Annotated in this window: 10 protein-coding genes; 2 read left to right on the plus strand and 8 right to left on the minus strand. The window is 73.3% G+C overall.

From position 1 onward, the window contains the following. Positions 1-8 precede the first annotated feature (8 nt). From ftsH to ACIBO1_RS07120, 3 genes are all read right to left on the minus strand, one after another. Complete coding sequence (ftsH, locus tag ACIBO1_RS07110; protein WP_396742194.1) at positions 9-2,027, minus strand: ATP-dependent zinc metalloprotease FtsH; 2,019 nt, start codon at positions 2,025-2,027, stop codon at positions 9-11. Between the two features lie 339 nt (positions 2,028-2,366). Continuing rightward, positions 2,367-2,942, minus strand: a complete 576-nt coding sequence (gene hpt, locus ACIBO1_RS07115) for a hypoxanthine phosphoribosyltransferase (RefSeq protein WP_013736289.1) — start codon at positions 2,940-2,942, stop codon at positions 2,367-2,369. Positions 2,943-3,041: 99 nt separating this feature from the next. Next, positions 3,042-3,179, minus strand: a complete 138-nt coding sequence (locus ACIBO1_RS07120) for a hypothetical protein (protein WP_396742196.1) — start codon at positions 3,177-3,179, stop codon at positions 3,042-3,044. Positions 3,180-3,327: 148 nt separating this feature from the next. Between ACIBO1_RS07120 and ACIBO1_RS07125 the strand changes: the two genes are divergently transcribed. After that, complete coding sequence (locus tag ACIBO1_RS07125; protein WP_396742197.1) at positions 3,328-4,287, plus strand: GlxA family transcriptional regulator; 960 nt, start codon at positions 3,328-3,330, stop codon at positions 4,285-4,287. An 11-nt stretch (positions 4,288-4,298) separates the two neighbouring features. Here the strand turns inward: ACIBO1_RS07125 and ACIBO1_RS07130 are convergent, their stop codons facing one another. From ACIBO1_RS07130 to dacB, 4 genes are all read right to left on the minus strand, one after another. Then, entirely contained in the window at positions 4,299-5,933 is a 1,635-nt protein-coding gene (locus ACIBO1_RS07130; RefSeq protein ID WP_396742199.1) for a gamma-glutamyltransferase family protein, read from the minus strand. Next, positions 5,930-6,958 carry a tRNA lysidine(34) synthetase TilS gene (gene tilS / locus ACIBO1_RS07135; RefSeq protein ID WP_396742201.1) on the minus strand — a complete coding sequence of 343 codons (1,029 nt, stop codon included), beginning with the start codon at positions 6,956-6,958 and terminating at the stop codon, positions 5,930-5,932. Before tilS ends, ACIBO1_RS07130 begins: the two co-directional genes overlap by 4 nt. A 2-nt stretch (positions 6,959-6,960) precedes the next feature. After that, positions 6,961-8,028: a zinc-dependent metalloprotease gene (locus ACIBO1_RS07140; protein WP_396742203.1), complete on the minus strand. Its 1,068-nt coding sequence runs from the start codon at positions 8,026-8,028 to the stop codon at positions 6,961-6,963. 66 nt (positions 8,029-8,094) lie between these two features. Beyond that, entirely contained in the window at positions 8,095-9,585 is a 1,491-nt protein-coding gene (dacB, locus tag ACIBO1_RS07145) for a D-alanyl-D-alanine carboxypeptidase/D-alanyl-D-alanine-endopeptidase (protein WP_396742475.1), read from the minus strand. 535 nt (positions 9,586-10,120) lie between these two features. Here dacB and ACIBO1_RS07150 point away from each other — a divergent pair. Next, positions 10,121-10,627: an inorganic diphosphatase gene (locus ACIBO1_RS07150; RefSeq protein ID WP_350698623.1), complete on the plus strand. Its 507-nt coding sequence runs from the start codon at positions 10,121-10,123 to the stop codon at positions 10,625-10,627. A 30-nt stretch (positions 10,628-10,657) separates the two neighbouring features. On the opposite strand, the gene eccD is transcribed toward ACIBO1_RS07150, so the two are convergent. Beyond that, positions 10,658-12,055, minus strand: coding sequence for a type VII secretion integral membrane protein EccD (gene eccD, locus ACIBO1_RS07155; protein WP_396742205.1), 1,398 nt, complete (start codon positions 12,053-12,055; stop codon positions 10,658-10,660). Between the last annotated feature and the right edge of the window lie 57 nt (positions 12,056-12,112).

Raw genomic sequence — 12,112 nt, forward strand, 5'->3', positions numbered from 1 at the left:
GTCGGTGCTCAGTGCGGGCCGTCCGAGTTGTTCGAGCTGACGCCACCGACCGTGGTGGCCTGGGCGCCATCGGCCTCGGCCTGCACCTTGAGCGCGTCCTTCTCGGCCGGGGTGAGCACGGGCGGCTCGGTGGAGGGCTGCCGCTTGCCGAAACCGTTGTACGGCGCCATCGGCGGACGCTTCACCACCCGGGCGCAGATCCGGGCCATGTCGGCAGTGGAGAGGGTCTCCTTCTCCATCAGCTCGAGCACGATGTTGTCCAGGACGTCCCGGTACTCGACCAGGATCTCCCAGGCCTCGTCGTGGGCCAGTTCGATCAGCGCCCGCATCTCGCCGTCGATCTCGGCGGCGACGGCGTCGGAGTAGTCCCGCTCGTGGCCCATGTTGCGGCCGAGGAACGGCTCGTCGCCGCTGGTGCCGTACTTGATCGCACCGAGCTTGGAGCTCATGCCGTACTGCGTGATCATCGCGCGGGCCAGTGCGGTGGCCTTCTCGATGTCGTTGCCGGCACCGGTGGTGGGCTCGTGGAAGACGAGTTCCTCGGCGGCCCGGCCGCCCAGCGCGTACGCCAGGGTGTCGATCATCTCGGCACGGGTCTGGGTGTACTTGTCCTCGGTGGGCAGCACCAGGGTGTGCCCCAGCGAGCGACCGCGCGACAGGATCGTCACCTTGTGCACCGGCGCGGCGTGCGGCAGTGCCCAGGCGACCAGCGCGTGACCACCCTCGTGGTACGCGGTGATCTTCTTCTCCTGGTCGCCCATCACCCGGGTCCGGCGCTGCGGACCGGCGATCACCCGGTCGATCGACTCCTCCAGCGACTCGTTGCTGATCGCCCGCTGGTCCTTGCGGGCGGTCAGCAGGGCCGCCTCGTTGATCACGTTGGCCAGGTCGGCGCCGCTGAAGCCCGGCGTCCGCTTGGCCACCGAGTCGAGGTCGACGTCGGGCGTGAACGGCTTGCCCTTGGCGTGCACCCGCAGGATGGCCTTGCGGCCCTCCATGTCGGGGGCGTCGACCGGGATCTGCCGGTCGAACCGGCCCGGGCGCAGCAGCGCGGGGTCGAGGATGTCCGGCCGGTTGGTGGCGGCGATCAGGATGACGCCGCCCTTGACGTCGAAGCCGTCCATCTCGACGAGGAGTTGGTTGAGGGTCTGCTCACGCTCGTCGTGACCACCGCCCATGCCGGCGCCACGGTGGCGACCGACGGCGTCGATCTCGTCGACGAAGACGATCGCGGGAGCGTTGGCCTTGGCCTGCTCGAACAGGTCGCGGACCCGGCTGGCGCCGACACCGACGAACATCTCGACGAAGTCGGAACCGGAGATCGAGTAGAACGGCACCCCCGCCTCACCGGCGACCGCCCGGGCGAGCAGCGTCTTACCGGTTCCGGGCGGCCCGAAGAGGAGTACGCCCTTCGGGATCTTCGCGCCGAGCGCCTGGTACTTCGCCGGGTTCTGCAGGAAGTCCTTGATCTCGTGCAGCTCCTCGACGGCCTCCTCGGAGCCCGCGACGTCCGCGAAGGTCGTCTTCGGGGTGTCCTTGGTGATCATCTTCGCCTTGGACTTGCCGAAGTTGAGCACCCGGGAGCCGCCGCCCTGCATCTGCGACATGAAGAACAGCAGCAGCAGCACGAGCAGCACGATGGGGAGCAGGTTGACCAGCAGGCTGACCCAGATGCTGTCCGACGACACCTCGGTGTCGGCCGGCCCGGTGACCCGGTTGTTCGCCTTGGCGTCGAGGACCTGGTTCCAGACCTCGTTGCCGACCTCGTACGGGAACTGGGCCTCGATCAGCTTGGTCTTCGTCTCGCCGAACTCGGCCTCTTCGGCCAGGTTCAGCTGGATCGTCTGTTCCTTGTCCTGGAAGACGACCTTCTCGATGCCGCCCTTGTTGAGCTGGTCGAGCGCGACTGAGGTGTCCACGCGGTGGTAGCTGGGCCCACCGGTGAACAACTGACTGAGCACGACGGCGCCGAGGATGACCAGGATGACCCAGAACACCGGTCGGCGGAAGAAACGCGTACGTTCCATGCTGTTGTCGAGCGCCGAGACGCCCGCATCCTCCTGATCGACGTCCTGACCGACTGTGGGTGTCGCCGCCTAGGCGGCTGCCGGAGCCGCCGTGCGGGCCGGCCTCGACCCCGGGGCACGAATTGTCGCGCCACGGTCATTCGACGGTACACCGTACGAGACGGATCTGAGCTGGCGAGCCCAGCACTTACGCGTACGGCGAACCGGATGTCGACCGGCGTGACGGAGAGCGGATCCCACCGTCACCGGAGTCCACGGTAGCCCGACCAGCTGAAAGTCGGCTGAACGTCGGCCGGACCGGCGGCACCGGACTCGGCCGCCGCGCCGATCGGGCCGGGGTCAGGACCGGGCGTACACCTCCGGCTTGAGTACACCGACGTACGGCAGCTCGCGGTAGCGCTCGCCGAAGTCCAGGCCGTACCCGACGACGAACTCGGTCGGGATGTCGAAGCCGACGTACTTCACCGGCACCGTCACCTTGACCGCGTCGGGCTTGCGGAACAGCGCGACCACCTCGACGCTCGCCGCGGACCGGGACTCCAGGTAGCGCAGCAGCCAGGAGAGGGTCAGCCCGGAGTCGACGATGTCCTCCACGACGACGACGTGCCGGCCGGCGATGTCCCGGTCGAGGTCCTTGAGGATCCGGACCACGCCGGAGGAGGTGGTGCCCTGGCCGTAGGAGGAGATGGCCATGAAGTCCAGCTCGGCGGGGGGTCCCTGGCGGCCCAGCGCCCGGGCGAAGTCGGCCATGAACATGACCGCGCCCTTGAGTACGCAGACGAGCAGCAGCCCGTCGGTGACGTGGGCGTAGTCCGCGGAGACCTGCTTGGCCAGTTCCGCAGTCTTCTCGCGGATCTGCGCCTCCGAAATGATCACGTGGTCGATGTCGGCGTCGTACCAGGAGCCGTCAGCCATGGCCCTAGCCTGCCGTACGCCCCGGGTTCGTCGTCGGCGGGGCCGCCTCTTTCGGGCGACCCCGGCCCGGATTTTTGGGGACGAAGAGCACTAATCAGTTCAGGACGGGTGGGACCGCCAGCGGTGGCCGCCGTCGGACGGCTTCCAGTCGGCCGAGTCGCGGCTGTCCGCGGTCAACCCGGCGGCCGAGAGCAGGGCGAGGAGCAGGAAGAACACGAGGAAGAACAGGAGTCCCATGGCGACGCTCGCTTTCATCTGATTTCTGGTGATCTCGCCGCCGGTGCACCGGGCTGACACCAGTCTCCGCGCCTCGCCACCCGCCGGACAGTGGCAGGAATGCCATCCACCCTCGATTTCCCGCCACCTCTCGGGTTACCCTCGTCACATGCTCCGCTCGGTCGCAGTACTCGCCCTGGACGGCGTCGCCCCGTTCGAAGTCGGCGTGCTCGCCGAGGTCTTCGGCACCGACCGCACCGCCGACGGCCTGCCCGGCTACCGGTTCGACCTGTGCAGCCCGCAGGGCGCCCCGGTGCGTACCATCGCCGGTTTCGGCCTGGTGCCCACCGCCGACCTGGGCCCGATCGACCAGGCCGACCTGGTGGCCGTGCCGGCGCACCACGGCACCGGAGCGCCCGCCGAGGTGCGCGAGGCGCTGCGGCGGGCCGCCGACCGGGGGGCACACCTGTTCAGCGTCTGCACCGGGGCGTACCTGCTGGGCGAGGCCGGGCTGCTCGACGGCCGGGAATGCACCACGCACTGGCGGCACGTCGACGAGTTGCAGCGCCGCCATCCGAGTGCCCAGGTCCGCTGCAACTCGCTCTACGTGCAGGACGGCCGGCTGCTCACCAGCGCCGGCACCGCCGCCGGCATCGACGCCTGCCTGCACCTGGTACGCCAGGAGCACGGCTCGGCCATCGCCACCCGGCTGGCCCGACGGATGGTGGTGCCGCCGCACCGCGACGGCGGCCAGTCGCAGTACGTCGAGGCGCCGATTCCGAAGGCACCGGAGGCCCCCACCCTGGAGCCGGTGCTGGAGTGGCTGATGGAGCGGCTCGACCAGCAGCTCACCGTCGACGATGTGGCCGCCCGCGCGGGCATGGCGCCCCGGACGTTCGCCCGCCGGTTCCGGGCGGAGACCGGCACCACCCCGCACGACTGGCTGACCGGCCAGCGGGTGCTGCTGGCCCGGCGGCTGCTGGAGGACACCGCACTGTCGGTGGAGGTGGTCGCCGAGCGGGCCGGCTTCGGGGACGCCGCCGCGCTGCGGCACCACTTCACCCGCCGCGTCGGCGCCACCCCGCACGCGTACCGCACCACGTTCCGCGACCGAGTTCCGGCGGGCTGACCCCGCTACGCCTAGAAGCCGCCGGCCGCACCGTCGACCCGGGACTCCGAGCCGACGACGTAGCCGCCGTCGGGACGCCGCCAGATCGCCTGGCCGTACCCGAAGACGGCCGGCTCGTCCGCGACGGTGACCCGGTGACCCCGGGCGCGCAGGTCGGCGACGAGTTCGGCACCCCCCGACCCGGCTGCCAGGTGCTCCTCCACCAGCACCGCCCGGCCGGCGTGCCAGTACCAACGCGGGGCGTCCAGCGCCGCCTGCGGGTCGAGACCGGCGTCCACGGTCGACGAGATCAGTTGCACGTGTCCCTGGGGCTGCATGTGTCCGCCCATCACCCCGAACGGCCCGACCGGCGCGCCCTCGCGGGTCAGGAACCCGGGGATGATGGTGTGGTACGGCCGCTTCGCCGGGCCCACCACGTTCGGGTGGTCGGCGTCGAGGCGGAAGCCGAGACCCCGGTTCTGCAGGGCGAAGCCGTGGCCGGGCAGCACCACGTGCGAGCCGAAGGCCAGGTAGGTGGACTGGATCAGGCTCACCATCATCCCGTCGGCGTCCGCCGCGCAGAGGTACACCGTGCCGCCGCGTTCCGGGACCCCGGCGACCGGATCGGCGGCGTCCTCGGTGATCGAGGACCGGCGCGAGGCCAGGTGTTCGGGGGTGAGCAGCGCCTGGACCGGCAGCCGCATCCGGTCGGCGTCGGTGACGTGGGTGTGCGCGTCGGCGAAGCCGAGCTTGACCGCCTCGATCTGCCGGTGCCGCCACGACGCGTCGGCCGGATCGAGCCCGTCGAGGATGCCCAGGGCGATCAGGGCGGCCACACCCTGCCCGTTCGGCGGCAGTTCCCACACCTCGTGGTCCCGGTAGCCGACCGGCACCGGGTCGACCCAGGTGGAGGCGTGCGCCGCCAGGTCGTCACCGGTGAGCAGCCCGCCGGTCCGGGCCGCGTGGTCGGCCAGGGCCGCCGCGATCCGGCCCCGGTAGAACTCCTCGGCCCCACTCTGCGCGATCAGTCGCAGGGTCCGCGCGGCGTCCGGGTTGCGCCAGCGTTCGCCGGAGCGGGGTGCCCGTCCCTCCGGGGCGAAGACCCGGGCGAACTCGGCGTACTCCCCGCCGGTGCGGCCGGCGTGTCCGGCGGCCGCTCGGGCCCAGGTCTCGGCGGTACCGGTGGAGACCGGGTGGCCGTGCTCGGCGTACCCGATGGCGTCGGTGAACAGGTCGGCGAAGGGCAGCGAACCGAACCGGTCGTGCAGGTCGCGCCAGCCCGCCGGTACGCCCGGCACGGTCACCGGCAGCCAGCCACGGGCCGGCATCGCCGGTCCCCGGGCCTGCGCCCCGCCCAGCGCGTCGGCGGGTTCGGCACCCCGGCCGTCGGTGGCGGCCAGGACCAGGTCCCGGGTCAGCGCGGCCGGTGACCGGCCGGAGGCGTTCAGCCCGTGCAGCCGGTGGCCGTCCCAGACGATGGCGAACAGGTCACCGCCGATGTCGTTCGACGGCGGCTGCACCACGGTCAGCGTGGTCGCGGTGGCCAGGGCGGCGTCGACCGCGTTGCCGCCCCGGCGCAGCACGGCCAGCCCGGCCGCCGTGGCCAGCGGATGACTGGTGGCGACCGCGCCGTGCGGGGCGAACAGCGGCCTGCGGGGGTACGTCACGTGTCGACCTCGTCGTCGTCCGTCGGGGGTGTGGCGGGCCGGTCCGCCGGCAGCAGGCGGTCGCGGTGTCGGCGAATCCGCAACCCACCCGGCAGGTACGCCGCGCCCTGGCCCCGCCAGCCGGTGACCAGCGTGTCCAGCGCGACGACGTGCCGGTGCGACAGGGCGGCCGGCGCGGCACCCAGTTCGTGCGCCCAGGCACGCAGCACCCGACCCCGCAGCGCGGGAGCGAGGTCGGCCAGCGCCTTGACGGCCAGTCCACCGTCGGGATGCCGGGCGGCGGTCAGCGCCTCGACGGCCAGCCCGTCCAGCACCGCGTTGTCCGCCGCGACCAGCCGGGCGGTACGGGCCAGGTTGTCCACCACCGCCGGGCCGAGCGCCTCGACCAGCGCGGGCAGCACGTCGGCCCGTACCCGCGACCGGGCGTACGCCGGATCGGTGTTGTGCGGGTCCTCCCACGGGGTCAGGCCCAGCGCCGTGCACGCCGCCCGGGTCTGCTCCCGAGCGGTCTCCAACAGCGGCCGGAGCAGCGGCACCCCAGCCAGTTCCCGGTACGCCGGCATCCCGGCCAGCCCACGGGGGCCGGCGCCTCGGGCCAGCGCGAGCAGGACCGTCTCCGCCTGGTCGTCCCGGGTGTGCCCGGTGAGCACCGCCGCCGCCCCGTACCGACCGGCGACCTCGGCCAACGCCTGGTAGCGGGCCTGGCGGGCGGCGGCCTCCGGGCCACCGGGTCGGCCGGCGACCTCCACCCGGACCACCTCCACCGGTGCCAGCCCGCTCTGCCGCGCCCAGTCCGCGACCGCCTCGGCCCGCTCGGCGGATCCGGGCTGCAACCCGTGGTCGACGGTGACCAGCCCGGCGGCCCGTCCCGACCGGGGTGCCACGAACGCGGCGGCGGCGGCCAGGGCGAGCGAGTCGGCTCCGCCGGAGCAGGCCACCAGCACCGGTCCGGACGCCGTCAGCTCGGCCAGCGCGCGACGGACCGCGACCCGGATCGCGGCGACCGGCGGGGCGAGTGGGGTCATGCTCAGTCGGCGGGGGGCTTCGGCCCGACGGGACCGTGCACCCGGGCCACCCAGGCGTCCGGTTCGCTCAGCTCGGAGAGGCGGGGCAGCGTCAGCGGGGACTGGAAGATCCGGTTGAAGCCTTCCATCCCGACCCGGTCCACCACCGCGTGGACGAACTTGCGGCCCTCCGCGTACTGCCGGAGCTTGACGTCGATGCCGATCAGGCGGCGGACCGCCTTCTCCACCGGGTTGCCGGCCTCCCGACGCCGGTCGAATCCGGCTCGGATCCGCTCGACACTCGGGATCACCTGCGGCCCGACGCCGTCCATCACGAACTCGGCGTGCCCTTCCAGCAGCGTCATCAGCGCGGTCAGCCGGTCCAGCACGGCGCGCTGCCCCGGGGTCTGCACGATGTCCAGCACGCTGGCCCGGCTCTCCGGGTTGCGGACCACGTCGGCGAGGGTGCCCACGCCCCGGCGCAGCCGTTCGACCAGGTGCTCGCCCCCCTGCGAGGCGTCCACGAACGCCTGCACCTCACCCAGGAAGTACGCCCGCATCCACGGCACCGCGGTGAACTGCGTCCGGTGGGTCACCTCGTGCAGGCACACCCAGAGCCGGAAGTCCCGTGGCTCGGCGCCCAGCTTCCGCTCCACCTCGACGATGTTTGGCGCGACGAGCAGAAGCTGACCCGGGTCGGCGGAGAAGACCTCGTACTGACCGAGCACCCGGCCGGACAGGTACGCCAGCACCGTTCCCGCCTGGACTCCGGTGACCCGCGACCCGATCGCCTCGGTGAACGCGCCCGGCTGCTTGTCCTCGGCGAGCCGGCCGACCAGCGGGGTGATCACCTCGCGCAGGCCGGCGATGTTGGTCGCCGCCCAGTCGCGCCGGTCGACCACCCGCACCGGCGGATGGGCCACCTGCGACGTCAACCCGGTGTAGTCGGCGACGTGCCCGGCCGCCTCGTCGGTCAACCGACGCAGCTCGGTGACCACCTCGGTGGCCTCGGCGTACGACACCCGGGGGCCCGACTTACCCAGCGCCCCCGCAGTAGCGGCGGCCAGATCCCAGTCCACGAACTGCGCCATGCCACCCACCGTACCCGCGCCACGACACCCGTCCCCGGATCGCGCCGGGTGCACCGGCCTTCCCGGTCAGGGGCAGCCGCAGGTGGCGAGCGCCGCGGCGATCCGGTCCAGGGCCACCCGGGCGGGTTCCATGCCCTCCGGCGGCACCTGGTCGGTGAGCACCGCGAAGGTGAGTAGCCGTCCCTCGGCGGTGGTCACCACACCGGCGATGGCGTGCACCCGGGTCAGCGTGCCCGTCTTGGCGCGGACCACCCCTACACCGGCGTCCGTGCCGGGCGCCGAACCGTAGCGGTCGCGCAGCGTGCCGGACCAGCCACCGACCGGCAGTCCACCGAAGATGCCGCCCAGTTCGGGCCGGTCCGGACCGGCCGCGAGGGCGAGCAGTTCGGTCAGCAGCGCGGGGCTGATCAGGTTCTTCCGGGACAGGCCACTGCCGTCGGCGAGCGTCAGCCCGTCCACCGGCAGGCCCAGTTCGGGCACCAGCTCGGCCATCGCCGTGGCGGCGCCGGCAAACGACGCGGGCTGGCCGCGGGCCAACGCGACCTGGCGGGCCAACGCCTCGGCGACGATGTTGTCGCTCTCGCTGATCATGACATCGACCAGACGGATCAACGGTGGCGAGTGCACCACGCCCAACTCGGCGCCGGGTTCGGTGCCGCCGGTCGCGTCGACCGGGGCCACCGGGGCGGTGCCCTTGCGTACCGCACCGGCCGGTACGCCGAGCAGCTTGGCGAAGGCGCGCCCGGCGGTCAGGTCCGGCTCGGGCACCCGCTCGGCCCAGCCCCGCCCCGCCTTGGGGTCCTTGCGGGCACCGTCGAGCATCAGCGCGGTGATCGCGCCGCCGTAGCCGCCGGTGGGGATGTCGTCGTCCCAGCCCGGCCCGAACACCGGCCCGGGATAGAGCGACGAGTCGACCACGACGCTGGTCGGCGGGGTGCCACCCAGGGCCGTACGCACCTGCTCGGCGAGGTTTTCCAGGCTCGCGGCACCGGTGTAGAAGCCCTTGGCACCGGCGGACAGGGACGGGTCCCCGCCACCGACGATGACCACCTCACCAGGCTGGGCGCCCGCCACCACCCGGGTCGGGAGCCGATGACCGGGGCCGTGGGCGGTCAGCACGGTGACCGCCGTCAGCAACTTCGTCACCGAGGCCGGCACGGTGGCCTCGGCGCCGCCCCGGTCGAAGAGCAACTGCCCGGTCAGGGCGTCGGCCACGGCGAGGTTGACCCGGTCGCCAAGCGCGGCGTCACCGATCAGCGGGTCGAGCAACACACGCATCCCGTCGGCACTGGGCACGGGCGCGCCGACGTCGGCCGCAGCCAGCACCGCGACCGGATCGGGCTCCGGCGACTCCGCGACCGTCGACGTGTCGGGGTCGTCGCCCAGCCACTGACCGACCGGGCCGGGGCGTACCACGGCCACCCCCACCCCGACCAGCACGAGCGCCAGCACGGCGGCGAGCACCAGCGGCAGTCGGCGGCGCGGGGCGGACGGCGGCGCGGGCGGCGTCCCCTGGCCGGCCGGGGCGGCGGTGTCCCCGGGTGGGGCCGGCGGCACCGCGCCGGAGTCCGCCTGCGGGCCGGACGGCGTGTCGGCCGTCCCGGACGCCGCTGCGGCCGGGACCGCCGCGGAACCGGCCGGGACGCTCACCCGACCGACCGAACCGGACCCGGTGCCGGGCGGCACGGACGCGGTACCGGGCGGCACCGAGGCAGACGCGGTGCCGGACGGCACCGGCGGTACGGACGCGGTGCCGGAGGCGGGTGGGGTGGCACCGGGTGCCGGGCTCGTCGGAGCGGGGTCCGCGGGTGTCGGCGACGGTGTCCGGAGCAGGTGCGCGCCAGGCACCACTACCCGCCCGGTCGCCGGTGTGACCGGCGGTGTCGCGGTACCACCTTCGGCGGCACCCTCCGGACGGTAGTGTGAATCTTCCCTCCCCACGACCCCCTCCTCCCCCACCGGAAACCGGCCTGGGTGACACTACTTCGGTCCGAAGACTATGCGGCGGCCGGACTCGGTGGGCGAGCATTCGCCTGTCCGGGCTGGTCGCCGGTTCCGTCAAGCCAGCGTCGGCGAACGAGGGAGCGTGCGAATGGATTTCGACGTCACGGTTGAGATCCCCAAGGGTCACCGCAACAAGTACGAGGTGGACCACGTGACCGGCCGGATCCGGCTGGACCGCACGCTCTTCACCTCCACCCAGTACCCGGCCGACTACGGCTTCATCGAGGGCACCCTCGGCGCGGACGGCGACCCCCTGGACGCCCTCGTGCTGGTGCCCGAGCCCACCTTCCCCGGCTGCCTGATCCGGTGCCGCACCATCGGCATGTTCCGGATGACGGACGAGAAGGGCGGCGACGACAAGGTCCTCTGCGTGCCGTACGAGGACCCCCGGCAGGAGCACCTGCGCGACATCCACCACCTCGGCGAGTTCGACCGGCTGGAGATCCAGCACTTCTTCGAGGTCTACAAGGACCTGGAGCCGGGCAAGTCGGTCGAGGGCGCGACCTGGGTGGGGCGCACCGAGGCCGAGACCGAGATCCTGGCCTCCTACCGGCGGGCCAAGGACGCCGAGGAGCGCGGCGAGACCACGCACTGACCCGACCTCGCGACGGGCCCGCCGGATTGCTCAGCCGAGCAGTCCCCGGGCCCGTTCGTAGAGTCCGAGCACCGCACAGGCGACCGGCACCACGGAGATCACCAGAGCGGTGTCGGTGAGGTCGGCGATCCGCCCGGCATAGGGCGAGACCGGCCGGTGGGCGTAGCCGGTGCCGGCCGCCGCGACCGTGAGACCGACCAGCAGGCCGCCGACCGGCAGGAGCAGCGGTCCGGTCGCGGTGTCGACGGCGAGCACCGTGCCGAGGGCCGCGTACCCGGCCAGCCCGGCGAGCAGCGGCGGCACCCGGTGCCGTGCCGCCGCGAAGAGCCGGGCGCGCAGCAGGAACACCATCGAGGTCACCCCGACCAGCAGCCAGCCGGCGACGCCACCGCTGACGGCGAGCACCAGGCCGGCCACGCCGGCCAGCACCGCGTGCCCGATCAGCATTCCGGTCAGCATCTCCTCGGTGCGGGCCACCGCCGCATACACCCGGCCGCGATCGGGCAGGTCACGAGCCTGGTCCAGGTCGTGGGCGGCGCCGCTCGGCAGAGTGGTCGGCGGCAGCGGCACCCGGCCCAGCCGGATCGCCAGCAGCGGGACCGCGCCGATCGCGAAGGCGAGCACGCAGAGCAGGACGGCTGTCGCGCCGGCCGGGCCGAGCAGCACCCCACCGAGGGCGGTCGGGACGCCGACCGCACCCACCACCACCCCGGCCACGAAGACCCGCTGTCGGGTGGCCACGCCGAGCAGCCCGAGCACCGACACCAGCAGCAGTGTCACCGCTGCGGCCAGCGCCTCCTCCGCACCGACCCAGCGCAGCGGACCGAGCGGGCCGACCGGGTCGCCCGAGCTGACCGCCAGGGCACCGGCCACGGCGGCGTACGGCAGCGCGTACCCGCCGAGGACGGCACCGGCCGTGCTGTCGCCCCGGGCCCGGGAGAACACCGTGCCGGCGAGCACCAGCAGGACCGTGACCAGGGTCGTCACCGGCCAGGCGGCCTGAACGTCGGGACCGGAGGCGATCAGGGCGACCAGGCCGACGCCGAGCGGCACTCCGGCACCGGCCAGCGCGGCGACCCGGGTGGCCTCCGGTGACCAGGCGGCACCGCGTTGTCGTGCGCCGTCGGCGATGGCCTCCACCACGTCGTCGTACTCGGGCTCGGGCCACTCGGCGCGGCCCGGCACCAGATGCAGCACCTCGCCGTCGCGGACTCCCTGGGCGAGCAGCGCCTGTCCGGTGGCGAGTGTGCTGCCGTCGGCCCGGCGCAGCAGCCAGCCGCCGTGCCGTTCGCCGTCGTCGGCGAGCCCGACACCGGCGTGCCGGAGCACCTCGGGCAGCAGCTCGACGAGCGGCACCTGCTCGGGCAGGGCCACGTCGACCCGGCGGAGGGGGGAGCTGACGGTGACCCGGGCCAGCCCGATCGTCATCGGCTGATCTCCATATCGAGCGGGGTGACGGCCTGCGCGGACGGAAGGAGATTACCT

The organism is Micromonospora sp. NPDC049903 (assembly GCF_044460945.1).
GTDB lineage: Bacteria > Actinomycetota > Actinomycetes > Mycobacteriales > Micromonosporaceae > Micromonospora.

Coding starts and splice junctions, on each gene's coding strand:
- ACIBO1_RS07120 (WP_396742196.1), bottom strand. CDS start 3,179: ATGGGACTCCTGTTCTTCCTCGTGTTCTTCCTGCTCCTCGCCCTGCTC.
- hpt (WP_013736289.1), bottom strand. CDS start 2,942: ATGGCTGACGGCTCCTGGTACGACGCCGACATCGACCACGTGATCATT.
- ACIBO1_RS07150 (WP_350698623.1), top strand. CDS start 10,121: ATGGATTTCGACGTCACGGTTGAGATCCCCAAGGGTCACCGCAACAAG.
- tilS (WP_396742201.1), bottom strand. CDS start 6,958: ATGACCCCACTCGCCCCGCCGGTCGCCGCGATCCGGGTCGCGGTCCGT.
- ACIBO1_RS07140 (WP_396742203.1), bottom strand. CDS start 8,028: ATGGCGCAGTTCGTGGACTGGGATCTGGCCGCCGCTACTGCGGGGGCG.
- eccD (WP_396742205.1), bottom strand. CDS start 12,055: ATGACGATCGGGCTGGCCCGGGTCACCGTCAGCTCCCCCCTCCGCCGG.
- ACIBO1_RS07125 (WP_396742197.1), top strand. CDS start 3,328: ATGCTCCGCTCGGTCGCAGTACTCGCCCTGGACGGCGTCGCCCCGTTC.
- ftsH (WP_396742194.1), bottom strand. CDS start 2,027: ATGGAACGTACGCGTTTCTTCCGCCGACCGGTGTTCTGGGTCATCCTG.